General features: G+C 66.8%; 26 protein-coding genes and 1 riboswitch. Of the genes, 9 read left to right on the top strand and 17 right to left on the bottom strand.

What is annotated here, in order from left to right; all coding sequences use genetic code 11:
* Window positions 1–56: 56 nt before the first annotated feature.
* A riboswitch (yybP-ykoY riboswitch) is annotated at window positions 57–194 on the bottom strand.
* Between the two features lie 96 nt (window positions 195–290).
* The 7 genes from guaD to DIE15_RS19435 all read right to left on the bottom strand — a co-directional run bounded on the left by guaD (window position 291) and on the right by DIE15_RS19435 (window position 7424).
* Window positions 291–1607 (bottom strand): guanine deaminase, encoded by a 1317-nt coding sequence (gene guaD, locus DIE15_RS19465; protein ID WP_124834112.1) that lies wholly within the window; start codon window positions 1605–1607, stop codon window positions 291–293.
* Window positions 1604–1876, bottom strand: a complete 273-nt coding sequence (locus DIE15_RS19460; RefSeq protein ID WP_260428290.1) for a hypothetical protein — start codon at window positions 1874–1876, stop codon at window positions 1604–1606. Before DIE15_RS19460 ends, guaD begins: the two co-directional genes overlap by 4 nt.
* 171 nt (window positions 1877–2047) lie before the next feature.
* Window positions 2048–3073, bottom strand: a complete 1026-nt coding sequence (locus DIE15_RS19455; RefSeq protein ID WP_124834110.1) for an adenosine deaminase — start codon at window positions 3071–3073, stop codon at window positions 2048–2050.
* A gap of 18 nt (window positions 3074–3091) precedes the next feature.
* Entirely contained in the window at window positions 3092–4096 is a 1005-nt protein-coding gene (xdhC, locus tag DIE15_RS19450) for a xanthine dehydrogenase accessory protein XdhC (protein ID WP_057928135.1), read from the bottom strand.
* 601 nt (window positions 4097–4697) lie between these two features.
* Window positions 4698–5210, bottom strand: a complete 513-nt coding sequence (locus tag DIE15_RS19445; protein WP_124834109.1) for a disulfide bond formation protein B — start codon at window positions 5208–5210, stop codon at window positions 4698–4700.
* A gap of 149 nt (window positions 5211–5359) precedes the next feature.
* On the bottom strand, window positions 5360–6736 hold the full coding sequence (locus DIE15_RS19440; RefSeq protein ID WP_124834108.1) for an amidase: 1377 nt from the start codon (window positions 6734–6736) through the stop codon (window positions 5360–5362).
* A gap of 7 nt (window positions 6737–6743) precedes the next feature.
* The gene (locus tag DIE15_RS19435) at window positions 6744–7424 is read right to left on the bottom strand and encodes a GntR family transcriptional regulator (RefSeq protein WP_124834158.1); all 681 of its coding nucleotides are present in this window, start codon (window positions 7422–7424) and stop codon (window positions 6744–6746) included.
* Window positions 7425–7714: 290 nt separating this feature from the next.
* Here DIE15_RS19435 and DIE15_RS19430 point away from each other — a divergent pair, with 290 nt between their 5' ends.
* Window positions 7715–8893 carry a gamma-glutamyl-gamma-aminobutyrate hydrolase family protein gene (locus tag DIE15_RS19430; RefSeq protein ID WP_124834107.1) on the top strand — a complete coding sequence of 393 codons (1179 nt, stop codon included), beginning with the start codon at window positions 7715–7717 and terminating at the stop codon, window positions 8891–8893.
* A 165-nt stretch (window positions 8894–9058) separates the two neighbouring features.
* Window positions 9059–9706: a DUF2968 domain-containing protein gene (locus DIE15_RS19425; RefSeq protein ID WP_124834106.1), complete on the top strand. Its 648-nt coding sequence runs from the start codon at window positions 9059–9061 to the stop codon at window positions 9704–9706.
* 107 nt (window positions 9707–9813) lie between these two features.
* On the opposite strand, the gene DIE15_RS37740 is transcribed toward DIE15_RS19425, so the two are convergent.
* On the bottom strand, window positions 9814–9939 hold the full coding sequence (locus tag DIE15_RS37740; RefSeq protein WP_260428289.1) for a hypothetical protein: 126 nt from the start codon (window positions 9937–9939) through the stop codon (window positions 9814–9816).
* Between DIE15_RS37740 and DIE15_RS19420 the strand changes: the two genes are divergently transcribed.
* Complete coding sequence (locus DIE15_RS19420) at window positions 9929–11197, top strand: MFS transporter (protein ID WP_311771978.1); 1269 nt, start codon at window positions 9929–9931, stop codon at window positions 11195–11197. The genes DIE15_RS37740 and DIE15_RS19420 overlap by 11 nt on opposite strands.
* Window positions 11198–11320: 123 nt before the next feature.
* Here the strand turns inward: DIE15_RS19420 and DIE15_RS19415 are convergent, their stop codons facing one another.
* On the bottom strand, window positions 11321–13159 hold the full coding sequence (locus DIE15_RS19415) for a tetratricopeptide repeat protein (RefSeq protein ID WP_409364309.1): 1839 nt from the start codon (window positions 13157–13159) through the stop codon (window positions 11321–11323).
* A gap of 130 nt (window positions 13160–13289) precedes the next feature.
* Between DIE15_RS19415 and DIE15_RS19410 the strand changes: the two genes are divergently transcribed.
* Window positions 13290–14954: an FAD-dependent monooxygenase gene (locus DIE15_RS19410; protein ID WP_057928129.1), complete on the top strand. Its 1665-nt coding sequence runs from the start codon at window positions 13290–13292 to the stop codon at window positions 14952–14954.
* An 8-nt stretch (window positions 14955–14962) separates the two neighbouring features.
* Here the strand turns inward: DIE15_RS19410 and DIE15_RS19405 are convergent, their stop codons facing one another.
* The 4 genes from DIE15_RS19405 to DIE15_RS19390 are packed head-to-tail and all read right to left on the bottom strand — an operon-like array spanning window position 14963 to window position 20265.
* Entirely contained in the window at window positions 14963–15214 is a 252-nt protein-coding gene (locus DIE15_RS19405; RefSeq protein ID WP_057928128.1) for a formate dehydrogenase subunit delta, read from the bottom strand.
* A 7-nt stretch (window positions 15215–15221) separates the two neighbouring features.
* On the bottom strand, window positions 15222–18173 hold the full coding sequence (fdhF, locus tag DIE15_RS19400) for a formate dehydrogenase subunit alpha (protein ID WP_124834104.1): 2952 nt from the start codon (window positions 18171–18173) through the stop codon (window positions 15222–15224).
* A gap of 17 nt (window positions 18174–18190) precedes the next feature.
* Window positions 18191–19768: an NADH-quinone oxidoreductase subunit NuoF gene (locus DIE15_RS19395; RefSeq protein ID WP_124834103.1), complete on the bottom strand. Its 1578-nt coding sequence runs from the start codon at window positions 19766–19768 to the stop codon at window positions 18191–18193.
* The gene (locus tag DIE15_RS19390) at window positions 19765–20265 is read right to left on the bottom strand and encodes an NAD(P)H-dependent oxidoreductase subunit E (RefSeq protein ID WP_124834102.1); all 501 of its coding nucleotides are present in this window, start codon (window positions 20263–20265) and stop codon (window positions 19765–19767) included. Before DIE15_RS19390 ends, DIE15_RS19395 begins: the two co-directional genes overlap by 4 nt.
* A gap of 131 nt (window positions 20266–20396) precedes the next feature.
* On the opposite strand from DIE15_RS19390, the gene DIE15_RS19385 reads away from it, so the two are divergent.
* The 3 genes from DIE15_RS19385 to DIE15_RS19375 all read left to right on the top strand — a co-directional run bounded on the left by DIE15_RS19385 (window position 20397) and on the right by DIE15_RS19375 (window position 22549).
* Window positions 20397–21503, top strand: a complete 1107-nt coding sequence (locus DIE15_RS19385) for a substrate-binding domain-containing protein (protein ID WP_124834101.1) — start codon at window positions 20397–20399, stop codon at window positions 21501–21503.
* Between the two features lie 101 nt (window positions 21504–21604).
* Entirely contained in the window at window positions 21605–21874 is a 270-nt protein-coding gene (locus DIE15_RS19380) for a hypothetical protein (RefSeq protein WP_057928123.1), read from the top strand.
* Between the two features lie 321 nt (window positions 21875–22195).
* Window positions 22196–22549, top strand: a complete 354-nt coding sequence (locus DIE15_RS19375) for a DUF4148 domain-containing protein (RefSeq protein WP_124834100.1) — start codon at window positions 22196–22198, stop codon at window positions 22547–22549.
* Between the two features lie 448 nt (window positions 22550–22997).
* Here DIE15_RS19375 and gvpU read toward each other — a convergent pair whose 3' ends face one another.
* The 4 genes from gvpU to DIE15_RS19355 all read right to left on the bottom strand — a co-directional run bounded on the left by gvpU (window position 22998) and on the right by DIE15_RS19355 (window position 25141).
* Window positions 22998–23429, bottom strand: a complete 432-nt coding sequence (gene gvpU / locus DIE15_RS19370; protein ID WP_124834099.1) for a gas vesicle accessory protein GvpU — start codon at window positions 23427–23429, stop codon at window positions 22998–23000.
* A gap of 133 nt (window positions 23430–23562) precedes the next feature.
* The gene (locus DIE15_RS19365; protein WP_124834098.1) at window positions 23563–23688 is read right to left on the bottom strand and encodes a helix-turn-helix domain-containing protein; all 126 of its coding nucleotides are present in this window, start codon (window positions 23686–23688) and stop codon (window positions 23563–23565) included.
* 26 nt (window positions 23689–23714) lie between these two features.
* Window positions 23715–24527: a hypothetical protein gene (locus DIE15_RS19360; RefSeq protein WP_124834097.1), complete on the bottom strand. Its 813-nt coding sequence runs from the start codon at window positions 24525–24527 to the stop codon at window positions 23715–23717.
* Window positions 24528–24559: 32 nt separating this feature from the next.
* Window positions 24560–25141, bottom strand: a complete 582-nt coding sequence (locus tag DIE15_RS19355; protein ID WP_124834096.1) for a recombinase family protein — start codon at window positions 25139–25141, stop codon at window positions 24560–24562.
* A 261-nt stretch (window positions 25142–25402) separates the two neighbouring features.
* Between DIE15_RS19355 and DIE15_RS19350 the strand changes: the two genes are divergently transcribed.
* The gene (locus tag DIE15_RS19350) at window positions 25403–25765 is read left to right on the top strand and encodes a hypothetical protein (RefSeq protein ID WP_260428287.1); all 363 of its coding nucleotides are present in this window, start codon (window positions 25403–25405) and stop codon (window positions 25763–25765) included.
* Window positions 25766–25895: 130 nt separating this feature from the next.
* Window positions 25896–26096, top strand: coding sequence for an AlpA family transcriptional regulator (locus DIE15_RS19345; RefSeq protein WP_124834095.1), 201 nt, complete (start codon window positions 25896–25898; stop codon window positions 26094–26096).
* Window positions 26097–26484 lie beyond the last annotated feature (388 nt).

Here is a 26484-nt window from a genome sequence, read left to right as displayed (position 1 = left end):
GTTGTGCGTGCGAGCGACGATCCGCCGCGCGCCGGGCCCTGAAGCGGCGCGCAGTGAACCATCGGTCTCGCCAGGCCTCGGTGGCTGCGTCCGCCATGGCCGAACGGCCAAGTCTGTTGACGGACGCCTCCGTCACGATGCGCGCCGGGGGCGCGGGGCATCGAGCGGAGCGGCTACTCCCCAATGAGCGGCGAATTCTAGCACGGCGTGTGCCGTGCGCGGCGCGAATTCGGCGGCTCCGGCATGCATCGTGGCGCATGCCGGAGCAGGGCGAGGCAAACGCGCGTGAGTTACGCGGCGGCGCGGCGCGCGGCGCCGCGCTCGTGCACGAGCCGGCCGGCCGCGTATGTGCGATACACGGCACGGTCGTCGCCGAGCAGTGCGAACGCGAACAGCAGTTCCTCGAGCGAATCCGCGCGCTTCGTGCGGCGCGCGAGCAGCGGCGTGGCCTGCGGGTCGAGCACGACGAAGTCCGCTTCGGTGCGCGGCGCGAGCGTGCCGACCGTGTCGGTGAGATCGAGCGCCTGCGCGGCGCCGGCCGTCGCGAGCCAGAACATCCGCGTGGCGCTCAGGTGGTGGCCCGACAGCCGCGCGACCTTGTGCGCCTCGTTCATCGTCTGCAGCATCGAGAACGACGTGCCGCCGCCGACGTCGGTGGCGAGCGTGACAGGCACGTCGTATTCGCCAGCCTTGTCGAAGTCGAACAGCCCGCTGCCGAGGAAGAAGTTCGACGTCGGGCAGTGCGCGACCACTGTGCGCGTCTCGGCCATCCGGCGGCGGTCCTCGTCGTCGAGGTGGATGCAGTGGCCGTACACCGCGCGCGGACGCAGCAGCCCGTAGCGATCGTAGATGTCGAGATAGCTGCGGTGGCCGGGGAACAGCTCCGCGACCCATTTCACTTCATCGACGTTTTCCGCGACGTGGCTCTGCACGAACACGTCCGGATGGCGGCGCGCGAGTTCGCCGCATGCCTCGAGCTGGGCCTCGGTGGACGTCGGCGCGAAGCGCGGCGTGAGCGCGTACAGCTGGCGGCCGTTGCCGTGCCAGCGGTCGATCAGCTCGGCGCTGTCGTCATAGCCCGATTGCGCGGTGTCGCGCAGGAACTCGGGGCAGTTGCGGTCCATCAGCACCTTGCCCGCGATCATCCGCACGTCGCGGGCATCGCTCGCCGCGAACAGCGCGTCGGCCGACTGCTTGTGCACGGTGCAGTAGACGAGCGCGCTTGTCGTGCCGCACGCGAGCAGCTCTTCGACGAAGAAGTCGGCGACTTCGCGCGCATGCTCCGGATCGCCGAACTGGCGCTCGGTCGGGAACGTGTACTTGTCGAGCCATGGCAGCAGGCCGGGGGCCGGCGACGCAATCATGTCCGTCTGCGGATAGTGGATGTGCGTGTCGATGAAGCCGGGCACGATCAGCTTGTCGCGCAGGTCGTGGACGACCGCGTCGCGCGCGAGCGTCGCGGCGAGCCGCGCATGCGGGCCAGCCGCGACGACCTTGCCGTCGTCGACGATCAGCAGGCCGTCGGTCTCGTAGTTTGCGGCCTGGCTCGACTGCGCCGGGTCGCCGTTGAAGGTCAGCAGCTGGGAACGGAAAGCGGTTTGCGTCATGACGAATGGTCCTGCATCAAGGTAAGGCGAACAGAAGAAAACGGTCGGCGCCGGGCGCGCGACGGGGTGGACGGCGTGGCCGGTGTCCGCACGCGGCGGCGATACGCGGATGGCTCGGGCGCGAAGCCTGACGCGCTGCGGGCTGCGATTGCACACACGAGCGCAGCGGCGGCGGCAACCGGCACACGGCTGCCGGGCGGCAGCGCCGCGATGGCAGTGACAATCGCAATCGCGACCGGCACGGCGACGAACGGCACGACGAGCCGCAACGACAGGCGTCCGCGCGCGGCGGCGGAGCGTGCCGTCGCTATGCGTGCGATGGATGCCATGCCCGCATGCACGCACGGTGCACGGGCGGCGCGGCGCAGGGCCGAACCGGTCGTCGCGAAGCGGATGTCGTTGCGGGGTTTCATCTGTCTAGCGAACCTCGATGCCGGCCGTCACGCGGCCTGCCAGTACGAATCGAGACGCGCGATCAGCGCATCGCGCTCTACCGCATCGACGAACGACGCCTCGAAGCCGTTGCGGATCACGGTGTGCACTTCGGCGTCCGTCAGCTGCAGCCCGTCGACCGTCGCGAAGTAGTTGTCGTTGACGTAGCCGCCGAAGTAGGCCGGGTCGTCGGAGTTGATCGTCACCGCGACGCCGCGATCGAGCAGCGCCTTCAGCGTGTGCTTCGTCATGTCGTCGAACACGCACAGCTTCAGGTTCGACAGCGGGCATACGGTCAGCGCCATGCGCGTGCGTGCGAGGCGTTCGACGAGCGCCGCGTCCTCGATGCTGCGCACGCCGTGGTCGATCCGGTCGACCTTCAGCACGTCGAGCGCTTCGTAGATATAGGCGGGCGGGCCTTCCTCGCCCGCATGCGCGACGAGCTTCAGCCCGAGCGCGCGCGCCTTCTCGAACACGCGCGCGAACTTCGTCGGCGGATGGCCGAGCTCGGACGAGTCGAGGCCGACGCCGATCAGCCGATGGCGATAGCGTTCGAACAGCGGCAGCGCGGATTCGAACGTCGCGAGCGCGTCTTCCTCGGACAGGTGGCGCAGAAAACACAGGATCAGCTTGCTCGACAGCCCGCGCTGCTCGGCATCGGCGAGTGCGCGATCGATGCCGGCCACCACCGTTTCGATCGGCACGCCGCGTTCGGTATGCGTCTGCGGATCGAAGAACAGTTCCGTGTGGACGACGTTGTCGGCGAGCGCGCATTCGCAGTACGCGGCCGTCATGTCGTAGAAATCCTGCTCGGTCAGCAGCACGCTCGCGCCGGCGTAGTAGATGTCGAGGAACGACTGCAGGTCGGTGAACGCATACGCGGCGCGCAGTGCGTCGATCGACTCGTACGCGAGCTTCACGCCGTTGCGCTGCGCGAGCGCGAAAATCAGTTCGGGCTCGAGCGAGCCTTCGATGTGGATGTGCAGCTCCGCTTTCGGAGCGCGGGCGATCTTGTCCTTGAATGTCGGGGTCATGGCGTTGTTCTTGGTCGGTCAGAAGGTAGGGGAAGCCTGCGCGGGCGCATTCGCCTCGACAGCCTGCAGCAACTGCGCGGCCACCGAGATCGCGATCACTTCGGGCGCCTTGTCGATGATGCCTTCGACGCCGATCGGGCAGCGCATCCGCGCGACCTGGGCCGGGTCGATGCCGATCGCTGCCAGGCGGTGGTCGAACTGCATGCGCTTGGTGTGCGAGCCGGTCATCCCGAAGTACGCATAATCGCCGCGCCGCAGGATGCGCTCGGCCAGCACGAAATCGAGTGTGTGGTCGTGCGTCATCACGACGAAGTACGCGTGCGGCGGCGCCGTGTCGACGGCGTCTGCCGGGCTGGCGAGCGCGTCGATCGCGAGATTGCCGATCCCGGCGAGCGCCTCGGCCGGCGGGAACCCCGCATCGGGTCCGTCGATCCAGCGCACGTGGCACGGCAGCGTCGCCAGTACCTTCACGAGTGCGGTGCCGATGTGTCCGGCGCCGAACAGCATGACGGGAAATGCATACGGCGCGATCGTTTCGGTCATCAGCGACACGCCGCCGGTTTCCCACAGCAGGCAATCGGCACGCGCGGCGGGCGATTCGGGCTCGCTCAGCAGCGGCGCGCCCGGCGCGGGGCCGAATGATACGCTACGCACGGTCGCCGCGCCGGCCGCGACGCGCTTCGCGAGCGACATGATCCAGCCGAGGTCGCCGACGTCGAGCCGCTCGAACGCGAGCACGACCGCGCCGCCGCAGCACTGGCCGAGGCTCGGGCCGAGCGCGAGCCGTTCGAGCCTGCGCGCGTGGGGCACGTGCGCACCGTCCTTCAGCAGATGCCGCGCGATCTCGATCGCCTTCCATTCCAGATGACCGCCGCCGATCGTATGGCGGGCCGTGTCGCGCGTGACGAGCATCTTGGTGCCGGCCTCGCGCGGCGCGGAGCCGTCGGTATGCGCGACCGTCACGAGCACGGCCGCTTCGCCGTGCGCGAGCAGTTGCTGCAGATCGCCGAGCCAGGCTTCCATCAGCACGCTCCGTTCGGGACGACGCGGCACGACGCGCGGCGCGGGCTGGCGGGCGCGGTGGCAACGAGGACTGACGGGAGCGGGACGGGCCGGCCGCACGATCGATGCGGTGCGGCGGCGGCGCGCCGAAGGCGCGCGCGTACGACGCCGCGGGGCGCGCGGACGCCATGAGGGTGACGGATGCGGATGGTTTGCGTTGTCATGATGAATCCAGTCGACATTGCGGATCGGGCGCGCGTTACGCAGGAGGTGAGACCGCCTGGCCTCGCGCACGTAGATCGCCATCCAGTCGCGAAGATAGCACTGCAAGGCGACGGGAACATCGCCGGGCGGTGATCCGGACTATCAGACGGCGATCATGTCGATCATAGGCCCGCCGCGCGGGATCGGGGCGCCGATGCGCGCGCATCGGGCCGGAACGCTTGTGCGGCGGGGCGTGCGCACGGATGTCGCGCGATGCGCGTTCGCCCGGAAATTCGGGCTGCGGCGGGGGTAGGTGTTTACGCGCGGCCGACAGGGTGCGGCCGCGAGAGACGTTGCGGGTGGAGCCGGACGAACCAGGATCGGCGGATCCGACCGGTCGGCCGGGCCGCGCGGCGGGTTAGCCTGCCAGCTTGCGGCGATGGCGCCAGACGCTCGAGGCAACGGCGATCAGGATCACGGCGAAGCCGATCAGCGCCCAGCCGGGCAGCAGGATGCCGAAGATCGGCGGGTAGACCGTCTCGCACAGGCCGGCGACCTTGAACATGCCGGGGAACCACTGGGCAGGCGGCAGGCTGTCGACGATCGGCTGCAGCGTGTCGAAGCCGCAGCTGAAGCCCGGATTCATCTGGATCGACAGGTGCCGCGCGGCGGTGCCGACGCCGCCGGCCGCGGCGATCGCGATCAGCAGCTCGAGCACCCAGATGCCGCGCCAGTTGCGCATCCCGGCGGCCAGGAACGCGAAGATCCCGATCGCCGCGAAGAAGTAGCGCTGGATGATGCACAGCGGGCACGGATCCTCGTTCTTGACGTATTGCAGGTACAGCGCGCCGGCCAGCAGGGCGATGCATACCCAGCCGAGCAGCATCAGCAGGCGGCGTTCACGGCGGAGGGCGAGCGTGGAGTCGTTCATGTCGGCGGGATTCCTGTCGGTGGTCGGTCCGAGAAACAATCGCGCGATTTTAGCGCGAACGATCTGGCACGAAACTGACAGCGCGGGTGCGGCACCACGCCGCACCCGCTTCGTCCGCTTCGTCGGCCGCCGTCATTGCGCCGGTGCGGTCACCGGATCGTGTTCAGCACGGCCTCGACCGCCTGGCCGATCGCGAGCAGCGCATCGTCGCGATGCGGCGCGGCCGCGAGCATCAGGCCGACGGGCGCCGCGTCGCGCGGATGGCACGGCAGCGACAGCGCACATGCGTCGAGGAAGTTGAAGGCGCTCGGGTTGCGCAGGATCAGCGCATTGGTGCGCGTGAATGCGGCGTCGTCCGCCTCGAGTTCGGCGATGCGCGGCGGCACGACGGGCACCGTCGGTGCGACGAGCGCGTCGAAGCGCGACCAGACCGTGTGCGCCGCTTCGTCCAGCATCGCGTGGCGGGCCGCGAGCAGGTCGAGATAGTCGGCCGCGCTCGCCGGTTCGCCCTTCAGGATGCGCGACAGCACGCGCGGGTCGTATTGGTCGCGGTGCTGCGCGAGCAGCGGGCGATGCCACGCGTATGCCTCGATCGGCGAGAAGCCGAAGCGGTTGATGTCAGGCAGCCGGTCGAGCGCGGAGAAGCGCACTTCCGTGACGATCGCGCCGGCGGCTTCGAGATGTTTCAGCGAGGCATCGAGCGCAGCGGCGACGTCCGTGTCGACGCCGTCCGTCACATAGTTGGTCAGCACGCCGAGCCGCAAGCCTTCGAGCGGCCGCATGGCCGGCACGTGCGGCTCGAGGCCCGCGAGCATCCGGTCGACGAGGGCGCAGCAGGCAACCGTCAGGCCGATCGGCCCGAACGAGTCGAGCGTCGTCGACAGCGGCACGCCGCCTTGCGTCGGAATCCGGCTTGCGGTCGGCTTGAAGCCCGTGAGCCCGCACAGCGCGGCCGGAATCCGGATCGAGCCGCCGGTGTCGGTGCCGAGCGCGACGGCCGCCATCCCGTCGGCGACGGACGCGGCCGCACCGGACGACGAGCCGCCGGCAATCCGCGCGTCGCCCGGTACGTCGCGGCGGTACGGCGAGCGCGGCGTGCCGAAGTGCGGATTGAGGCCGAGCCCCGAGAACGCGAACTCGCTCATGTTGGTGCGGCCGACCAGCACCGCGCCCGCCCGCTTGAGCCGCGCGACGGCGACCGCGTCGGCCTGCGCTGGCGGCGCGCCGTCGAGCACGCGCGAACCGGCGCGCGTCACCTGGCCCGCGACGTCGAACAGGTCCTTCACCGACACGGGGATGCCCGCGAGCGGCGACAGCACGGTGCCCGCGGCGCGCAGGCGATCGTGTGCATCGGCGGCCGCGCGCGCGTTGTCGGCGTCGACTTCGGTGAAGACGGCCGCGCCCTGGCCCGACGGAGCGGCGATCCGTTCGAGCGCGACGTCGACGAGCGCGCGGCTCGTGGTCCGGCCGGCGGAGAGGTCGGCGGCGAGCTGGGCGAGCGGGGGGAAGGGCGTGAAAGTGGTCATGGGCGGCTCAGGGGCGAAGATGTTGGACAAGGGTGGCGCGAAACGAATCGATATGGCGTTCGACGGCCGCGCGCGCGCCGGCGGCGTCGCGCGCGGACAGTTGCTCGAACAGTTCGCGGTGTTCGCGCTGGACGTCGGACAGGTGGTGCGGCTCGGACAGCGTGACGAACCAGAAGCGCAGCGAGCGCTCGTGCAGCGCGCGCAGGATCTCCGCGAGCACCGTATTGCGTGCCGCCGCGGCGATCGCCTGATGAAACGCGCGGTCGAGTTCCATCATGCCCTCGACGTCGTGCGTATCGACGCATGGCTGCCCGTCATCGAGCAGCGCGGCGATGCGGGCGAGATCGTCGGGCGTCGCGTGACGGGCGGCGAGTTCGACGCAGTGCGCTTCGTTGATGCGCCGCACGTCGATCACCGCGACGATGTCGTCGAGCGACAGCGGCTGCACCAGCAGCCCCTTGCGCGGCATCACGGACAACAGCCCTTCGAGCACCAGCCGATGCACGGCCTGGTGGACGGGGGTGCGGCCGATGCCGGTGCGAGCGACGAGGTCGGCTTCGTTGAGCGCGGCGCCGGGTTTCAGGCGCATCGTGATGATGTCGCGCTGGATCAGCGCGTATGCGCGGTCGGCGAGGCTGAGCGCCGCTGCGGCAGGCCGGTCGCGGGGGGCGTCGGTCAGGGCGTTCATGCGGGCGGCGGCGCGTTGGCCGGGCGGGGCGCGATCATGGTGCGGGCGATCGGGGAGCGTGGACAATCCGTGAATATTATTGTGATATATCACATATGTCCAGTTGGCCGGGGCGAGATGCGATGCCGCCAAACGGAGTGCGGTGGGGTTACGATGGCGGGTCCGGCACCGCATGCGACGACTTGCAACAATATCGACAGGATGTTGCTGGTTTACCGCGCGATCGTGCACTGAAGCATAATGAATCCTCGTCAATCCAATACGCGCGAGCGACGTACCAGACCATCGTCATGAGCGAAATCACGCCTTCCCCGGCCGGTCTGCCCGGCACTTCTTCCGCTTCTTCCGATTCCCCCCGTTCCGGTCCGGCACGTACGCCGGAGGCGCCCGCCACGCGGGCTGCCGCTGCACAGAATGTTGCGGCGGACGGCGCGTCACCGGTCACGGCCGCGTCCGAGCCGGGCGCTCCGGGGGCTGCCGTCGACGGTGTTGTAGCGTCGCCGAAACCCGGCGCACCGCCGCCGGGCTTCGGCGCGCAACCCGATTTCGATACGCCGCGCCCGCCGCCCGCGAGCGCGCAGAATGCGCCGCCGGCTTACCTGAAACAAAGCGACACGCCGTGGTCGGTGTTCGGTCGGATCGTCGCCGCGCGTGCGCGTCGGCTGTTCGACCGCGCCGGCCAGCGGATCACCCAGCGCACGTTGCGCATCGGCGTATCGGCGCGCATCTTCCATCCGGAGCCGGGCGCGAAGGGGCTGCGTGGCAAGACGCTGCAGTATCTCGAGGAATCGATCGCGCACTGGGTGATGTCGCGCGACGTGCTCGTGTTCATGATTCCGACCGTCGGTCATCAGGGCATGCTGCACCCGAGCAACATCCGCCTGCGCGACTACGCGAAGCATCTCGACGGCCTGCTGCTGCAAGGCGGCGCCGACGTGTCGCCGCAAACCTACGCGGCGTCGGATGCGCGCCCCGAATGGCCGGGCGACCGCGTGCGCGACATGTACGAGCTCGAGCTGTTCCACGAATTCGTCGAGTCCGGCAAGCCGGTGCTCGGCGTGTGCCGCGGCGCCCAGCTGATCAACGTCGCGTTCGGCGGGTCGCTGTACCAGGACATCGCGACCGACGTGCCGACGGCGAATGCGCACGTGAGCGAGCATTACGACCAGCATCGCCACGCGATCCGCTTCCCCGACTCGTCGACGCTCGCGAGCATGTTCCCCGGGCGCAGCGAAGCGATCGTCAACTCGATCCACCATCAGGCGATCCGCGATCTCGGCCGCGATCTGAACATCGAGGCCGTGTCGGCCGGCGACGGGATCATCGAGGGCATCCGCTACCGGCGTGCGCCGTTCGTCGTCGGCGTGCAGTGGCACCCGGAGTTTCATCGCGCGGGCGGCTCGGAACTGCTCGACTGCACACCGCTGCTCGATGCATTCCTGCGCGCGGCACGCGAAACACGCCTGTAGCCGACGCTTGCATCGCCTCGCAGGAAGGCCGGCCGCATCCCGTTAAATTTGAGATGCGGCCGTTTCGTTTTGGACCATAATCGCGACGCCCGATTCGTTCGCCGGAGTCTGACGTTGGTCTTCCGATCTTTGCCTCCCGCACGTTTTGCAACGTGGATCGTTGCGATGGCCGCCTGCGCACGCACGGGCGCAGCATGGTCCGCCGACGCGACCACACCCGTTGCGGGTACGCGCCCCGCGGTGACGAGCCTGCGCGGCGATGCCGCGCAGGCGGCGTCCGCTGCATTCGCGACGGATGCTTCCGTGCAAGGCAATGTGGCCGAACTCACGCAGATGCCGCACGACGGGCGAATCGTCGAGATGCGCACCACCTACAACGGCAGCTACGGCGCGAGCCTGATGTTCGATCCGCGCGAGATGACGTATTACGTCGCGCTGTTCCAGGACAAGCATCTGTGGCGCGTGATCAAGTCGCAGGAGAAGAGCCGCGCGGAGATGGTGTACGAGAACTTCGTCCTGCAGACGGTGCAGTTCGCGGACGTCGAGATCCGTCGCACCGAACTGCAGGCGCAGAAGACGTTCCTCGAACGCGTGATTGCGCTGCAGGCGAATCGCGCACAGCAGCTGCAGGCCGACCTGAGCGTCGCGCGCAGCCAGCAGGCGGAGGTCGCGCAGCGGCAGAAGTCGGCGCAGGAGCAGACGCAGGCGCTGCAGGTCGAGAAGCGGGCCGCGCAGGTGCAGTTGCGCGATCTGCAGGAGCAGGTTCGGCAACTCGAGCGGCAGGCCGAAACGGGATTGCCCACGCACAAGTGACGACGTGTCGATCCGATGGATCGACGGATGAACGAAACTCGGCGAAGCATGCTTTGCCGGGTTTTTTGTTGGGCGCTCGTCAGCGGGTAATCGTCAGCGGACAGGCATCAGCGGGCAAGCGTGTCCGGTGCGTCGGTCAGGCGGCGCTGGGACAGTTGCGCGGTCCAGTCAAAGCCGGCGGCGGGCACGTTTGCCGACCGTGCGGGGAGATTGGCTTGCAGCGTGTTGGCCATCGCGATCAGCGTGAGTGGATCGTCGAGCGGGTCGCGCGGTGCGTCCGGAAGCGACGGGCGGCCGAGCCGATTGCTTGAGGGCGTCCGCGACGCATGGCGCTCGACCGACGGGCCGGCCGCAAGCCGCCTGGCGCTGGGCGCACGGACTTGCGCGGGCTTCCTGATGCGCCCGGTCGGCGCGATCGTGCTCGGCGCGTACATCGACCATCACGGCCGCCGCAAGGGGCTGATCCTGACGCTGGGGCTGATGGCGCTCGGCACGCTCACGGTGGCCGCGATACCAGGCTACGCGACGCTCGGCGTGCTCGCGTCGGTGCTCGTGCTGCTCGGCCGGTTGCTGCAGGGTTTCTCCGCGGGCGTCGAGCTGGGCGGCGTGTCCGTCTACCTGTCGGAGATCGCAACGAAAGGTCGCAAGGGGTTCTATACGTCGTGGCAATCGGGCAGCCAGCAGGTGGCCGTCGTGTTCGCCGCGTTCGTCGGCGTGCTGCTGAACCGTGCGCTGCCGGTCGAGGACATGACCGCGTGGGGCTGGCGCATTCCGTTCCTGATCGGCTGCCTGATCGTACCGTTCCTGTTCCTGATCCGTCGTTCGCTGAAGGAAACCGACGAGTTCCTCGCGAAGCATCACCGTCCGACGATGAGCGAGATCATGCGTTCGATGCTCGAGAACTGGAGCGTCGTGATCACCGGCATGGGGATGGTGATCATGACGACGGTGTCGTTCTACATGATCACCGCCTACACGCCGACGTTCGGCAAGGAAGTGCTGCACCTGTCGTCGCTCGACGCGCTCGTCGTGACCGTCTGTGTCGGCCTGTCCAATCTCGTCTGGCTGCCGCTGTCCGGCGCGCTGTCGGATCGCATCGGCCGCCGCCCGGTGCTGATCGCGTTCACGGTGCTCACGCTGCTGTCGGCGTACCCGGCCGTGCTGTGGCTCGTGGCGGAACCGTCGTTCCTGCGGCTGCTGGCGGTCGAGCTGTGGCTGTCGTTCCTGTACGGCTCCCACAACGGCGCGATGGTCGTCGCGCTGACCGAAGTGATGTCGGCCGACGTGCGCACCGCCGGCTTCTCGCTCGCATACAGCCTCGCGACGACGATCGGCGGCTTCACGCCCGCGATCTCGACGTTGCTGATCCACCAGACCGGCAACAAGGCGGCACCGGGGCTGTGGCTGAGTGTCGCCGCGATTTGCGGATTGGTCGCGACGCTCGTGCTGTATCGCACGCCCGAGTCGCGCAACCAGTACAAGGCGGCCTGACGCCGCCTGCACCGCGTCACGCCGGATGAAAAAGGGAGCGCGCAGCGCTCCCTATACTTATCGGCGTTCCGGCGTTCCGGCGTTCCGGCGTTCCGGCGTTCCGGCGTTCCGGCGTTCCGGCATTCAGGCGTCGCGCAGCGCGTTGGCAACCGTCGCCGCCACGTCGAGCCATTGTCCCGGTGCGGACTGGCGGGCCAGCCTCGCGTGCGGATACCACGGACAGTCGTCACCGGTGAACCAGCGCCAGTCGGGAGCGAACGGCAGCATGATCCACTGCGGCTTGCCGAGTGCGCCTGCGAGGTGTGCGACCGCCGTATCGATCGTGACGACGCCGTCGAGCCGTTCGATCAGCGCGGCCGTGTCGGCGAAGTCGTTCAGCCGCCCGTCGAGGCGATGCACGCGCGGATGCGCATCGACGCGCGCCCGTTCGTCGTCGTCGAGCGCGGGCTGCAGCACGACCCAGTCGATGTCCGGTAGCGCAAGCAGCGGGGCGAGCGCGTCGAACGGCATCGAGCGGTTTTCTTGCGCCTGCCGGCGCCCTGACCACGCGAGGCCGAACTTGCGCTTCGACTGGCCGCCGAGCGAGCCGCGAAAGCGTCGATGCGCGCTGTCCGGCGCATCGAGGTAACGCTTGCCCGAGACGATGTCGGCCGGCTGCAGACCGAGCAGGAACGGCAGGCTCATCAGCGTGCACGCGACGTCGGCCACCGGCGGTTTAGCGGCACCCTGAGCGACGAGCGTCACGCGCCAGTGCGTCGCGGCAGGTGCAAGCAGCGCGACGAGTTCCGGCTGGACTTCGAGCACGACACGCGCGCAGCGTGCGCGGGCCAGCGGCACGAAGCGGACGAATTGCAGCGTGTCGCCGAAACCCTGTTCCGCGCGGATCAGCAGTGTGCGCGACGCAATCGGCTCGCCTTGCCAGCGTGGCAGCGTGCCGAGCGGCGTCGCGCCCGGCGTGTCGTGGCGTGCCTCGTATGCGGGCAGGCCGCGCGTGAAGTCGCCCAGCGTCAACAGCGTGACGGCGCGGTGCAGTTGCGCGAGTTTCAGGTCGGGGGCGACGCGCAGCGCCTGGTCGAACGCGCGCAGCGCCATTTCGTGCGCGCCGAGTGCGTGATGCGCATTGCCGAGGTTCAGCCACGCGAGACTGAACGACGGATCGAGACCGACCGCACGTTCGTAGTAGGGCAGCGCTTCACGCTGGCGGCCCTGCGCGCACAGCGCGTTCGCGAGCCCGAAGAGGGCGAGCGGGAAGGGCGGATGCAGCGCGAGCGCGGCTTCGAATGCCGCCGCGGCTTCACCGTGACGGGCGAGCGCCTCGAACGTGTTGCCGAGATTGAAATGCGCGGCGACGAAGCGCGGCTGCGCGGCGATTGCCGCCTGGAAGTGCGCGATTGCGTCGTCGGCCCGGCCCATCGCGTTCAGCGCCATCGCGAGATTGTTGTGCGCGCCGGCATGCCCGGGTCGCAGCTCGAGTGCGCGATGGAATGCGGCGAGCGCGTCGTCGTGACGGCCGAGCGCATTCAGCGCGTTGCCGAGGTTGTTGTGGATCGACGCATCGTCGGGCGTGAGCCGCAGCGCGCGGCCGAACGCGTCGATGGCATCCTCGTGGCGCTGCAGCGCCGCATACGCATTGCCGAGGTTGTAGTGCGCGAGCGGAAATTCGGGCGCGAGCGTCAGCGCGTTGCGAAAGCGGTCGACCGCTTCGTCGAGCCGGCCGAGCGCCTTCAGCGCGTTGCCGAGATTGAGTTGCAGCGCGGCGTCGCCCGGGCGCAGCTCGACCGCACGCCCGACGAGATCGGCTGCCTCGGCATGCTGGCCCTGCTGGTGCCGCAGCACGCCGAACAGATGCAGCGCGTCGGCGTCGGCGGGATTGGTGGCGAGCGCGGCGCGATAGCCGTGCTCGGCTTCGGCGAGGCGGCCCGCGCGGTGCGCGGCATACGCGCGGTCGAATGCGGAATCCATGACGCGAAAACTGACGGAAAGCGCGTATTTTCCCACACTGCGCGCGGGTGTCCCGGATCGGCCGGTCGGCATATGGCCCCGTCACGCAGAGCAGCGTAGACTTGCAGGATCGCGTGTCATCGAGGCTCTCATGGCTGACACACTGCTCGACATCCCGCCCGTGCTGATCGTCGGCGCAGGCCCGACCGGCCTTGCCGCGGCGATGAGTCTCGCGCGGGCCCGCGTGCCGGTGCGCATCATCGACCGGCTAGCCACGCCCGCGCCGTATTCGCGCGCGATCGGCATCCAGGCGCGCACGCTCGAACTGCTTGAGCAGCATCGCGCGGTCGAACCGTTTCTCGCGCTGGGCCATCGCGCGCATGCGGCCGCGTTGCATGCGGACGGCCGCGTGATCGCGCGGCTCGATTTCGATCCGTTGCAAACGCGCTATCCGTATTTGCTGTTTCTCGACCAGAGCATCACCGAGCGGCTGCTCGCCGGGCACCTGGCCGGGCTCGGCGTGACGGTCGAGCGCGGCGTCACGCTGACGGCGTGCGATGCGGGCGGGACGTCGCTCGACGTGACGATCCGCGGCGCCGATGGGCGTGAACAGGTGTTCGCGCCGTCGTACCTGATCGCCGCCGACGGCGCGCACAGCACGGTGCGCCATCTGCTTGGCCTCGGCTTCACCGGGCATGCGTTCGAGCAGACTTTCCTGCTCGCCGATTTCGCGGCGATTCCCGACTGGCCGGACGAGGAGATCCATCTGTTCACGACGCCCGAAGGCATCGCCGGGCTCTTCCCGATGGGCGGCGGCCGCTACCGGCTCGTCGCCGATCGGCCGCCCGGCGGCGACGTATCGCCCGATGCGTCGCCGCCACCACCCCCGTCGCTCGCGGAATGCGAGGCGATCGTGCGCGCCCGCGTCGGTGCATCGATCGCGCCGAGCGACCTCGCGTGGTCGTCGTATTTCCGCCTGCACAGCCGGATGGTCGACCGGCTGCGGCATGGGCGCGTGTTCTTCGCGGGCGACGCCGCGCACGTTCACAGCCCGGCGGGTGCGCAAGGCATGAACACGGGTATCCAGGAAGCGTTCAATCTCGGCTGGAAGCTCGCGCGCGTGCTCGGCGGCGGCACGCCGGAGCGGCTGCTCGACACGTATCATGCGGAGCGCCATCCGATCGAGCGCGACGTATTGCGGCAGACCGGCCTCGTCACGCAGATCGTCGAAGCCGATCATGGTGCGATGAAGCTGCTGCGCGATCATGTCGTGCCGCTGCTGGTGTCGTTCGGGCCGGTGCGCGACGCGGTGCGGCGCACCGTCAGCGAGCTCGGCGTGCAATACCGGAAAAGCCCGCTCACGCTCGAACGCGTGCTCGACGGCGGGCCGCGCGCGGGCGAGCGTGCGCCCGATGCGCTCGTGCATGTGGTCGACGGGCCGCTCGGCAGGGCACCCGGAACCGCGCGGCTATACGATCTGCACGATCCGGCGAGCTTTACGCTGCTGCTGCTCGAGGAGCCGGCAAGTGCCGACACCGGCGAGACGAACGACGTGCCGCCGATGTCCGCGGATGCGCAGGTGCTCGCACAAGGGTTGGAGCGGATCGTGCCGGGCGCCGTGCGGACGTGGCGCGTCGCCGATGCGCAAAGCGATGGGGCGGATGGGCTTGTGCAGGCGTACGGCCGTTCGAGGCCGTCGTTCTACCTGCTGCGGCCCGACGGTTACATCGCGGCGCGCGGTCGCACCGCTACCGACGCGAACGCGCTGCTGCGTCATTGCGAAAGCTGGTTCGCGGGCATGTCGCTGCCCGCGTAGCGGGGCGCTCAGGCGGGTGCTGCGGCCGGCACGAGCGATGCACGGTGCGCAGCGATCGCGTCGCGCACGATCGGCGCGGCGCGTTGTCCGGCTTCGCTCGACGGATCGTCGAGCGCCGCAAGAAGCGCGCGGCGCATCCGCGGCTCCCAGAAGCGCCGGATATGCTCGGCGATTCCGGTCAGCGCTTCTTCGCGATCGGGCATCGATTCGAAGAAAGCGCCGATCTGGTTGGCCATGTCGATCAGGTGTCCGTTGTCCATCGCGTCCTCACTTGCCCGTCGTCATGGCAGCCGGCGTGGCGGCGCGGCGCTCGAGCAGGTCGAGCTGCTCCGAATTGAAGCGCGCATACGCACGCTGCCAGTCGGACGGTTGCGCGACCGGCATCACCTGCACGGCGGTCACCTTGTATTCCGGGCAGTTCGTCGCCCAGTCGGAGCTGTCCGTCGTGATCACGTTCGCACCCGATTCCGGGAAGTGGAACGTCGTGTACACCACACCCGGCTGCATGCGGTCGGACACGAGCGCGCGCAGCACGGTCTGGCCTGCCCGCGATTCGATGCCGACCCAGTCTCCGGTCCGGATCCCTCGATCCTCCGCGTCGTGCGGATGGATCTCGAGGCGGTCCTCTTCGTGCCACTGGACGTTTTCGGTCCGGCGCGTCTGCGCACCGACGTTGTACTGAGACAGGATGCGGCCCGTCGTCAGGATCAGCGGATAGCGCTGCGTGACCTTTTCCGGCGTCGGAATGAACTGCGTGATCACGAAGCGGCCCTTGCCACGCACGAACTCGTCGATGTGCATCGTCGGCGTGCCGTCCGGTGCCTGTTCGTTGCACGGCCACTGGATGCTGCCGAGCGCATCGAGCTTCTCGTATGACACGCCCGAGAAGGTCGGCGTGAGCCGCGCGATCTCGTCCATGATTTCCGACGGATGTGTGTAGTGCATGTCGTAGCCGAGCGCCTGCGACAGCAGCAGCGTCACTTCCCAGTCCGCGTAGCCCGCGAGCGGCGGCATCACCTTGCGCACGCGCGAGATGCGGCGCTCCGCGTTCGTGAACGTGCCGTCCTTCTCGAGGAACGTCGAGCCCGGCAGCAGCACGTGCGCGTATTTCGCGGTCTCGTTCAGGAAGATGTCCTGCACGACGATGCATTCCATCGACGACAGCGCGGCGGCGACATGCTGCGTATTCGGATCCGACTGGACGATGTCCTCGCCCTGGCAGTAGAGCCCCTTGAAGCTGCCGTCAAGCGCCGCGTCGAACATGTTGGGGATGCGCAGGCCCGGTTCCGGTTGCAGCGTGGCCGACCATGCCTGTTCGAACTGCGCGCGCACGCCGTCGTCGCTGATGTGGCGGTAGCCCGGCAGTTCGTGCGGGAACGAGCCCATGTCGCACGAACCCTGCACGTTGTTCTGGCCGCGCAGCGGATTGACGCCGACGCCTTCACGGCCGATGTTGCCGGTCGCCATCGCGAGGTTCGCGATGCCCATCACCGTCGTCGAGCCTTGTGCGTGTTCGGTCACGCCGAGGCCGTAGTAGATCGCGGCGTTGCCGCCGGTCGCATAGAGTCGTGCGGCTTCGCGCACCAGTGCAGCCGGCACGCCCGTCACGTCCTCGGTCGCTTCCGGCGAGTTTTCCGCGCGCGACACGAAGTCGCGCCATTGCTCGAACGCACGCGTTTCGCAGCGTTCGGCGACGAACGCATCGGCGACGAGCCCTTCGGTGACGATCACGTGCGCGAGCGCGTTGACCATCGCGACGTTGGTGCCGGGCCGCAGCTGCAGGTGGTGCGTGGCCTTCACATGCGGGCCGTCGACCACGTCGATGCGGCGCGGATCGATCACGATCAGCTTCGCACCTTCGCGAATGCGCCGTTTCATGCGCGAGCCGAACACCGGGTGGCCGTCGGTCGGGTTCGCGCCCATCACGACGATCACGTCGGCGTGGCTGACCGATGCGAAGGTCTGCGTGCCGGCCGATTCGCCGAGCGTCGTCTTCAGGCCATAGCCGGTCGGCGAATGGCACACGCGTGCGCAGGTGTCGACGTTGTTGTTGCCGAACGCCGCGCGCACGAGCTTCTGCACGAGGTAGGTTTCCTCGTTCGTGCAGCGCGACGACGTGATGCCGCCGATCGAATCGCGGCCGTACTTCTGCTGCAGCTTGCGGAATTGCGTCGCCGCGTAGGTGAGCGCTTCTTCCCAGCTGACTTCGCGCCACGGGTCGGTGATCTTCTCGCGGATCATCGGCTTCGTGATGCGGTCCTTGTGCGTTGCGTAGCCCCACGCGAAGCGGCCCTTCACGCACGCGTGGCCTTCGTTTGCGAGACCGTTCTTGTGCGGCGTCATGCGTACGACCTGCGTGCCCTTCATCTCGGCCTTGAACGAGCAGCCGACGCCGCAGTACGCGCAGGTCGTGACGACCGAGTGCTCGGCCTGGCCGAGCTGGACGACAGTCTTTTCCTGCAGCGTGGCGGTCGGGCAGGCGGCGACGCACGCGCCGCACGATACGCACTCCGATGCCATGAACGATTCGCTTTCGCCGGCGGCGACGCGCGATTCGAAGCCGCGGGCGGCGATCGTCAGCGCAAACGTGCCTTGCGTTTCCTCGCACGCGCGCACGCAGCGGTTGCACACGATGCATTTCGACGGATCGTACGTGAAGTACGGGTTCGACTCGTCCTTCTGCTCGCGCAGGTGATTTGCGCCGTCGAAGCCATAGCGCACTTCGCGCAATCCGACGACACCCGCCATGTCCTGCAGTTCGCAGTCGCCGTTGGCGGGGCAGGTGAGGCAGTCGAGCGGATGATCGGAGATATACAGCTCCATCACGTTGCGGCGCAGCGACTGCAGCCGGTCCGACTGCGTGCGCACCTTCATCCCGGCTTCGGCGGGCGTCGTGCACGACGCCGGATAGCCGCGCCGGCCTTCGATTTCGACGAGGCACAGACGGCACGAGCCGAACGGTTCGAGCGAATCGGTCGCGCAGAGCTTAGGCACATTGACGCCGGCTTCGATCGCAGCGCGCATCACCGACGTGCCGGCCGGCACCGTCACGGCCTGGCCGTCGATTTCGAGCGTGACATCGGTATCGGCATGCCGTTGCGGCGTGCCGTAGTCGGTTTCGTCGAGCGGATCGAATGCGCGCGCCTGTGCGGCGCTCTTGCACGCGCATTGGCCCGAGCCGCAGCCGCCTTGGCGGACGTTGTTCGTGTCGAGGGACATGCAGGGCTCCTTCTGGGTCAGGCCGCAGCCTTGACCGGACCCGACGCGGCTTGCTTGCCGGCGGCGAGCCCGAAATCTTCGGGGAAATGGTCGAGCGCGGACAGCACCGGGTATGGCGTCATCCCGCCCATCGCGCACAGCGAGCCGGCGAGCATCGTGTCGCACAGGTCGCGCAGCAGCGTGACCTGTCGCTCCGACGTATCGCCTTCGCGAATGCGTGCGATCGTCTCGACGCCGCGCGTCGAGCCGATCCGGCACGGCGTGCACTTGCCGCACGATTCGATCGCACAGAACTTCATCGCGTATTCGGCGAGCTCCGCGAGATTCGACGTGTCGTCGTGCAGCACGATGCCGCCGTGGCCGACGACCGCGCCGATAGCCGTATAGGCTTCGTAGTCGAGCGGCACGTCCCACTGATGTTCGGGCAGATAGGTGCCGAGCGGGCCGCCGACCTGGGCGGCGCGTGCGGGCCGGCCGCTTGCCGTGCCGCCGCCGTAGTCGAACAGCAGCTCGCGCAGCGTGACGCCGAACGCGAGCTCGACGAGCCCGCCGTGACGGATGTTGCCCGCGAGCTGGAACGGCAGCGTGCCGCGCGAGCGGCCCATCCCGTAGTCGCGATAGAACGCGGCGCCGCGCGCGAAGATCACCGGCGCGGTCGCGAGCGTGATCACGTTGTTGATCACGGTCGGCTGGCCGAACAGGCCGGCGAGCGCAGGCAGCGGCGGCTTCGCGCGCACGACGCCGCGCTTGCCTTCGAGCGATTCGAGTAGCGCCGTTTCCTCGCCGCACACGTACGAGCCGGCGCCCTTCGCGACGTGCAGGTCGAACGCATGTGCGGAGCCGAGCACGTGCTCGCCGAGCCAGCCGGCTTCGCGGGCGCGCACGATTGCGGTTTCGAGCGCGGCGATCGCGTGCGGATATTCGCTGCGCACGTAGATGTAGCCGAGCGTCGCGCCCGTCGTGATGCCGGCGATGATCATCCCTTCGATCAGGCAGTACGGGTCGCATTCCATGATCAGGCGATCGGAGAACGTGCCCGAATCGCCTTCGTCCGCGTTGCAGACGATGTATTTCTGTGCCGCGCTCGCCTGCCGGACCGTGCGCCACTTGATGCCGGCCGGAAAGGCCGCGCCGCCGCGGCCGCGCAGCCCCGATTCGATCAGCAATTCGCACGCGGCGTCGCCGTCGAGCGCGAGTGCATTCTTCAGGCCGGCGAGGCCGTCGTGTTTCAGGTAGTCGTCGATCGACAGCGGATCGGTCAGGCCGATGCGCGCGAACGTGAGGCGCTGCTGACGCGCGAGATAGGGCAGTGCATCGACGAGGCCGACGCCGCTCGGATGCGTGCCGCCGTCGAGCCAGTTCGCGTCGAATAGCGCGGGCACATCGGCGGCCGACAGGTTCGCGTAGCCGACGCGTCCGGCGGCCGTGCCGACCTCGACGAGCGGCTCGAGCCACAGCAACCCGCGCGAACCGTTGCGGATCAGTTCGATCGCGACGCCGCGCCGCTCGGCTTCCGCGACGATCGCGGTGGCGAGGGCGTCGGCGCCGAGCGCCAGCGCGGACGAATCGCGCGGAACGTAGATGCGGGTCGTCATGCGGCCTCCGAGGTATGGGCGGCTGCGTCGGCAAGCAGTGCGTCGAATTTCTCCGGCGTGACCTTTGCGTGCAGCACGCCGTTGACCGTCATCGACGGCGATTGTGCGCACAGCCCGAGGCAGTAGACCGATTCGAGCGCGACGTCGCCCGGTGCGTGCGTATCGGCACCGTCGCCGTGCGCCGCGTCGAACCGGCAACCCGTGCGCGACTCCGCGTGCGCGGCCAGCGATTCGCACCCCATGCTGCGACACGCTTCGGCGCGGCACATCTGGATCGTCACGCGCGCGGGCGGCGCAGTGCGGAAGTGGTGATAGTAGGTGAGCACGCCGTGCACTTCCGCGCGCGACAGGTTCAGTGCCTTCGCGAGCGGCGCGACGCAGCCAGACGGCACGTAGCCCACGTCGTCCTGGATCGCGTGCAGGATCGCGACCAGCGAGCGGCCGCCGCGCGCATGGCGCTCGACGAGCGCGTCGGGCGCAGGGGAATTCGGGGACATCGGTTATGCTCCTCCAAAGTCTCATATGCGCTCGGAATGCATATAGTGCGCAATGGGACTTCGCTCTGATTGATTTTAGACAACGATAAGCGGAAGATTTCGCGGTCGCAATAGGAAATCGGAGTACATAATTGATTCGAATCGAATGCGACGCGTATCTGACCGTACGCGACACAGAGGGCCGTACCGCGAGCCTGTCGGACGTCGCGCCATTGCTGGAACTCGTGGCCGATACGGGCAGCATCGCGCAGGCTGCGCAGGCCAAGGGGCTGTCGTATCGGCACGCATGGGGCATGCTGCGGGCGCTGGAGTCGTGCGTCGGCGGCGAGTTGATCGAAACCGCACGCGGCAAGGGGTCGACGCTGTCGGAGCTGGGGCAGGCGGTCGTCGATGCGCAGCGGCTCGCGCGCAGCCGTCTCGACGGGAACCTGCGTGCGCTGGCGGCCGAGGTGGCGAGCGACCTGAACCGGCGGCTCGCGCAGCGCGATGGCGCCGTGCGCATCCACGCATCGCACGGCTATGCGGTCGCGACGCTCGTGTCCGCGCTCGTCGATGCGCAGGCAGCCGTCGACATCAAGTATCGGGAGAGCGTCGAGGCCGTGCAGGCGCTCGCGCGCGGCGAATGTGAACTGGCCGGGTTCCATCTGCCGCGCGGTGCGTTCCGCGAGCAGTGCGCGCAGATCTACCGGCCGTGGCTCGACGACACGCGTCACGTGCTGATTCATCTGACGCGTCGCCAGCAGGGGCTGTTCGTGCCGCGCGGCAACCCGAAGCAGGTCCGCGGGCTCGCCGATCTCGCCCGCAACGACATCCGCTTCGTCAACCGGCAGCCGGGGTCGGGCACGCGGATGCTGCTCGATCTCGCGTTGCGCGCGATCGGCATCGATCCCGAGCGTATCGACGGCTATGCGTCGGCGGAACTCACGCACTCGGCGATCGCCGCCTTCGTCGCGAGCGGGATGGCCGATCTCGGCTTCGGCGTCGAGCCGGCCGCCCATCATTTCGGACTCGATTTCATCCCGGTCGTCGACGAGGACTATTACTTCGCATGCGAACGCGCGCGGCTCGACTCGCGCCCGCTTGCGGGCGTGCTGGCCTTGCTGCGCGATGCGCGCTTCGTCGAACGCGTTGCGCATCTCGACGGCTACGATCCGACCGCGTGCGGGACGCTGACGGGCATCGCGACGGGGCTCGCGGGCACTGCCGGGGCAGGGGGGGCGGACGGCAACGCACGGTAACGCGAACGCGTATGAACCGCGCTGCAGCAGTGGGGGATTTGCGCTACGCTTGCCGCTTGATCAACGTTCCAACAAGCACGCCGTTCAGGCGTCATCCCGCCATGAAATTTCCTGTTCCCCTCTCCGCGGCAGCGTTGACCGCGGGGCTTCTGGTCGCTGTTTCGCCGTTTGCGTTTGCGCAGAATTCCCCGGGTGTGCCCGGCGGCATCCTGAGCGAACAGTTCCGCCTGAACGAGCATCCGCAGATGCCGTTCGCGGCGTCGGCACCGTCGCAGAAATATCAGAGCAGCAAGAAGTCGGCGTTGCGCCGCAAGGGCGATATGGGCGACCCGAACGGTTGCAACCTGAAGTGTCCGATGGACACCCAGTAAGCCTGCGTCCGCGCGCGGCATCGCGGCTGCCGCGTGCCGTGTTGCCGATAACCGCACGGGGTCGGGCGGCTATCTCGGGCCCCGCGAAGCTTGCTGCTTCGCGGGGCCCGTGTTTTTTGCGGCACGTTGTCGTTCGGCGTGAGCATCCTTCAAAGGATCGAGTGGGTGCCGGATTCGTGAATATAGGGTTAACCCGTGATTCGGGAAGAATGTCTTCCAGAAACCTGCCTTATTCTTAAGCACGCGCCTACATAAACTTCGGTTTGTCAGCGATGAACGGGTGTTCACCGCGAAATCAGACAAATCTGGAGGTAGGTCATCATGAAGTCGCTCGTTCAAGCCGTTGTCGTTGCTGCCGCTCTCGTTGCCCCGGTCGTGTCGTTCGCGCAGTCCGGTTCGGCACTCACCCGCGCACAGGTGCGCGCCGAACTGGTTCAGCTCCAGCAGGCCGGTTACAACACCGCCCGCGGCGAGGATCCGCACTATCCGGAAGCCATCCAAGCTGCTACTGCCCGCGTCGCCGAGCAGCAGCGTAGCGCACTCGCCCAGGCGCAAGGCGTCGACGTCAGCGGTTACGGCGCGCAGGTGCAGGGCGCATCGGCGTCGGGCTCGCGTGCGATCGGCGTGCGTCCGGCCAGCACCGAAGAAATGAAGTCGCTGTATCGCGGCAGTTAAGCCGCGCATCGCCCGATGACGCCGCGGGGCGGGTGCGACGACACGTCGCGCCGCCGGTCGCGGTGCCGGGCGGCGTGCCGTCCGGCGCGCTCGATCGCCGTGTGGGCGAGACCGGACATCCGTCACCTCCTGTCGCCGGTACACCGGCGGCATTCCGCCCGGCCCGTCCGGGGCTGGGCGCTTTTTTGGAAGGCGCGGGACGTATGGCTTCACCGGCAGGCAACAAAAAACCCCGCAGACTCGCGTCGTGCGGGGTTCGTGCGTCAAGCGCGGAATTTGGTGGGGCGGCGTCACTCGAATTGTGGCGCGTAAGTAACGTCAGTAAAGGCACAAGGTATTTTTGTTTTGAAATATACCCCCAAAAATACCCCCGGACCTACATCGCTACCCCCGTATCCTCCGAAGCCTATTAGTTGCTGTGTGCGACGCAGAGGCGAACGTTACTAGATTAGCCGGCTGTTAGCGAACCGATCGAGAACCCCGACACTTCGCTCAGTCGCCCGCGCCACAATATCCCGTGCGCAGGGAAAACAGCGGTCGGCTGAACGAACTTCGCGTCCTTCAGATGGATGTAAGACGCCGACGGTGGGCCGCCGTTTTCGTAGAGCGACGCGGGTTGCGCAAACACCTTACGCATTTCCTCTTTAACTTCAGCCGAGCCCGGCCATGCATTGCCGACCTTATCGGCGAGCTCCTCGAAGTATTTCTTGCCGCCGATCAACGTCCCGGTAACCACTGACCCGCCGATCGTCAGAATGACCCCCATTTCAACGCCGTGATTGTTGGCGAGATCGACCAAGAACTTAAGAGTCCAGTCGATTGGCGGCGGCCGGTCGATGGGTTCGTCATTCAATTGAGGTTCATCAACTTGATCCGACATGGTGTTCCCCGTGGTTGGTGGATCACCATCGTAGCAGTGGAGGGACGAAACATCGTGAACAAATCGGGGCGGCTACGCTGGATCGCTGGCCAATTAGAGCCTGGCAGTGTCGTGTGACCTGCCGGCGTTTAGGTCAGACTTCCGCGGCCCGCACACGCATAATCGTCTGGCGCGTAGTGGCGAAGTCCCGCGCGAGCTGCGAGACGGAATCGCCGGCATCAAGGCGCTGGCACACCTGCTGCTGTTTCTCCTCGATCATCCCACTTGTTCGCACGCGAACTCAGCTCAGCTGACGCTATCGCCCGAGCACCGGGCGGGCAACGTGGGGGCGGGACTATCAGCCGCATCATTGCCACCATTCAACTTCTCAGGCAGTTCGCTCATATCGAACATCATCCCAGGCGCGAACAGCGAAGACCATAACGCATCGCCGTAATGATCGAGTAGTTCCTCGATTACCTTTTCGTTGTTGAGCATCCTTGTCAACCACTGACGACGAGTTTGTTTATAGACAAATCGGGACAAATCTTTCGCCCAGTCGATTTCACTCGAAAGTAGCTCAAGGGTGCTAATGCGCCGAATATCATCGTCGGAGAAGCGGCGGGTGTGTACGTGATGTCCGCGTGTTTTCTCGATTCCGTCGAAACTGGTTTTTATTATTTTGAATAACGGCTTGATGAGTGGAGCTGTAACTGACTTTGTTGAGGATTTTGATAATTTATTCTGTATCTCCTTTGTAAGGGTTACCAAGCGAACGCGTAGTATGTAGATTTCGTTTAGATAAATGCCGACTTGATGGGCGAGATAGCGCCCTGGGCTTACTCTGGTTCCAGAGAAGGGGAAGCGTGCCACATACACGCGGATGTCTTTGATTGCTTCTAGCGTCTCGTGAACTTCGGTGTATTCATAGAATATATCGATGAGCGCTTGATGTTTTTCAATCAAGGGCGTTGGGGAGGCAACGACAGGCTTTCCAGCGATGGCGCCCCAAAAGCTGCCTCCGATCTCTATGTTGTCCTTTTGAGCCGCGGTAATGATTCGAGCCGACCAATCGAGAACACAACGGGAGAAGCGCTTATATCCTGTAAAGGTATCCATATACGTTGCCTAAAACGCAGTGAAAGGGGGGGTTACGCCGGCATCTTGTCACGAATACGCATAATCGTCTGTCGCGTCGTCATATACGTTCGCGCAAGCTCGGATATTGATGCGCCATCAGCAAGCAGTCGACATACCTCCTGCTGCTGGGTGGGGGACAGTGCGGGTGGCCGTCCTAGTGACTTTCCTTCCACCTTCACGCGCGCCAACCCTGCCTGTGTGCGCTCAATCAGTAGATCTCGTTCGAACTCCGCGACCGCAGTGATGACGCCCATCGTCATCTTGCCGGCCGCGCTGGTCAGATCCACGCCGCCAAGCGCGAGGCAGTGAACCCGGACGCCCATCGCCGCCAGGCGCTCAACGGTCGATCGGACGTCCATCGCATTGCGGCCCAAGCGGTCGAGCTTGGTCACGAGCAGGACATCGCCGCGCTCGAGCCGATCGAGGAGTTTGGCGAACTGGGGGCGGTCGCTCGCCGCCACGCTCCCGCTGATGCTCTCCGAGACGATTCGGTGCTTCTCGAGTGCGAACCCGGCTGCCTCGATTTCACGACGCTGATTTTCGGTCGACTGGTCGGCGGTCGAGACTCGGCAGTAGGCGAAGGTTCGGCTCATGGCGGCGATAACTGTACGTTAAGGATGTACGAATTATGCTCTGTGTACGAAACACGTCAAGCCTAATATGCGTACACGGCCATGGAGGGGTGTACGTAGACGATCGTTTTCGTACGGCAGGACCATGACGGCACCGCGCACGAACAAGCCAAATACGCACACAAGGTGCTCATGCGCATAGTAAAAAAGGCGGGTAACTTCCCCAGTGGTCAGCGTACTGCGGGGATGCGGCAACTCGTGGCAAGTCAACGGAACGACTGGATGACCTCGCGCGGAGTTGGTCCGCTCGACAATCGTGTCGCACGATCGAGGGAAAAAGCGATGGCTAAACAAAGGGACGCGAAAGCCGGCGAAGTCTCACCTCACATCTACGTCGACGCATCAGTTTCCAGCACCATTAGTGCAGTCAGCTACGAAGGCATCAGCATCACGACGCCAGACGGCATGCCGGCTACACTGGCCGTCGTCGACTCGAACGGAAAAGTGATTGAGGCTGGCCCGGACGTCGCAAACGCAGTATGGAGCGTCGTGATCGAGGCATACCGCTTTTTAATGGGGACCGGCCATTTACGAGTCTACACCGACCCGTCTGAATTGCCCCGAAATCCCGATCTTTCGCGATGACGCCTCCTTCCCAATCTCTGAGCGCCAATTTCGGCACGGTTGTGAGCCTGCTTGCTCCTTACCCTGATCAGGGTTAGCGGCCACGCGCATGAAACCGATATTGGAAGTGAGCCACTAGGATGGGGGTGAGATGAGCGAAATAAACGAACGACTGCTCCGATTGCGCCAAGTGCTTGAGATGGTTGGCCTCGGGAAAACTACGATCTACGCCATGATGAAGGATGGGACATTCCCTCGGCCGCGCCACGTGCGCGGACTATCCCTCTGGGTCGAATCGGAGGTTCAAGGATGGATCAGCTCGGTCGTGGCAAAGGAGTCGGTAACCTCATAAGGGGGCCGCACGGTGAACATCGAGCGGACGGCTCTTCGGAGCCCCATTCCTTTGGGGGCCCAGGTCAGGCGACGACGTTGGGGATTGGGATGGGTGAATCAGACCTACTTGAACGCATCATCGAAGAGCTAGACAAGCGGATCAGGCCAGCGCCAATCGTCCCGATTGAGCACGCGCTATGGTCGACGAAGGAAATCGGCGAATACCTCCTGCGACCAGCGCAGACCGTTCGCGATCGCATTGTCTGCCTACCCGGCTTCCCGGAAGCTATACGTCTCCCGAGTGGAGACGGCGGCCGCAGCTTCCCGCGATGGAAGGCCGCGGAGGTTATCAAATGGGTTGAGTCGCACCAGGGCAGACGCAGAACCGGGCGCCCGCGCAAAGGAGA

This window comes from Burkholderia sp. Bp9031 (genome assembly GCF_003857965.1).
GTDB classification, from domain to species: domain Bacteria; phylum Pseudomonadota; class Gammaproteobacteria; order Burkholderiales; family Burkholderiaceae; genus Burkholderia; species Burkholderia ambifaria_A.
The sequence above is the reverse complement of the archived record's forward strand: the minus strand, read 5'-3'. Positions and strand labels throughout refer to the sequence as shown.

Excerpts from the sequence above, each read along its gene's own strand:
- DIE15_RS19415 (WP_409364309.1), bottom strand. The coding sequence starts at position 13,159 with ATGGATTCCGCATTCGACCGCGCGTATGCCGCGCACCGCGCGGGCCGC.
- xdhC (WP_057928135.1), bottom strand. The coding sequence starts at position 4,096 with ATGGAAGCCTGGCTCGGCGATCTGCAGCAACTGCTCGCGCACGGCGAA.
- DIE15_RS37740 (WP_260428289.1), bottom strand. The coding sequence starts at position 9,939 with ATGGCCAACACGCTGCAAGCCAATCTCCCCGCACGGTCGGCAAACGTG.
- fdhF (WP_124834104.1), bottom strand. The coding sequence starts at position 18,173 with ATGTCCCTCGACACGAACAACGTCCGCCAAGGCGGCTGCGGCTCGGGC.
- DIE15_RS19430 (WP_124834107.1), top strand. The coding sequence starts at position 7,715 with ATGAGCGAAATCACGCCTTCCCCGGCCGGTCTGCCCGGCACTTCTTCC.
- DIE15_RS19395 (WP_124834103.1), bottom strand. The coding sequence starts at position 19,768 with ATGACGACCCGCATCTACGTTCCGCGCGATTCGTCCGCGCTGGCGCTC.
- DIE15_RS19360 (WP_124834097.1), bottom strand. The coding sequence starts at position 24,527 with ATGGATACCTTTACAGGATATAAGCGCTTCTCCCGTTGTGTTCTCGAT.
- DIE15_RS19425 (WP_124834106.1), top strand. The coding sequence starts at position 9,059 with ATGGCCGCCTGCGCACGCACGGGCGCAGCATGGTCCGCCGACGCGACC.
- DIE15_RS19435 (WP_124834158.1), bottom strand. The coding sequence starts at position 7,424 with ATGAACGCCCTGACCGACGCCCCCCGCGACCGGCCTGCCGCAGCGGCG.
- DIE15_RS19345 (WP_124834095.1), top strand. The coding sequence starts at position 25,896 with ATGAGCGAAATAAACGAACGACTGCTCCGATTGCGCCAAGTGCTTGAG.
- DIE15_RS19375 (WP_124834100.1), top strand. The coding sequence starts at position 22,196 with ATGAAGTCGCTCGTTCAAGCCGTTGTCGTTGCTGCCGCTCTCGTTGCC.
- guaD (WP_124834112.1), bottom strand. The coding sequence starts at position 1,607 with ATGACGCAAACCGCTTTCCGTTCCCAGCTGCTGACCTTCAACGGCGAC.
- DIE15_RS19350 (WP_260428287.1), top strand. The coding sequence starts at position 25,403 with ATGACCTCGCGCGGAGTTGGTCCGCTCGACAATCGTGTCGCACGATCG.
- DIE15_RS19390 (WP_124834102.1), bottom strand. The coding sequence starts at position 20,265 with ATGTCCCCGAATTCCCCTGCGCCCGACGCGCTCGTCGAGCGCCATGCG.
- DIE15_RS19355 (WP_124834096.1), bottom strand. The coding sequence starts at position 25,141 with ATGAGCCGAACCTTCGCCTACTGCCGAGTCTCGACCGCCGACCAGTCG.
- gvpU (WP_124834099.1), bottom strand. The coding sequence starts at position 23,429 with ATGTCGGATCAAGTTGATGAACCTCAATTGAATGACGAACCCATCGAC.
- DIE15_RS19405 (WP_057928128.1), bottom strand. The coding sequence starts at position 15,214 with ATGGACAACGGACACCTGATCGACATGGCCAACCAGATCGGCGCTTTC.
- DIE15_RS19445 (WP_124834109.1), bottom strand. The coding sequence starts at position 5,210 with ATGAACGACTCCACGCTCGCCCTCCGCCGTGAACGCCGCCTGCTGATG.
- DIE15_RS19365 (WP_124834098.1), bottom strand. The coding sequence starts at position 23,688 with ATGATCGAGGAGAAACAGCAGCAGGTGTGCCAGCGCCTTGATGCCGGC.
- DIE15_RS19440 (WP_124834108.1), bottom strand. The coding sequence starts at position 6,736 with ATGACCACTTTCACGCCCTTCCCCCCGCTCGCCCAGCTCGCCGCCGAC.
- DIE15_RS19380 (WP_057928123.1), top strand. The coding sequence starts at position 21,605 with ATGAAATTTCCTGTTCCCCTCTCCGCGGCAGCGTTGACCGCGGGGCTT.
- DIE15_RS19410 (WP_057928129.1), top strand. The coding sequence starts at position 13,290 with ATGGCTGACACACTGCTCGACATCCCGCCCGTGCTGATCGTCGGCGCA.
- DIE15_RS19455 (WP_124834110.1), bottom strand. The coding sequence starts at position 3,073 with ATGACCCCGACATTCAAGGACAAGATCGCCCGCGCTCCGAAAGCGGAG.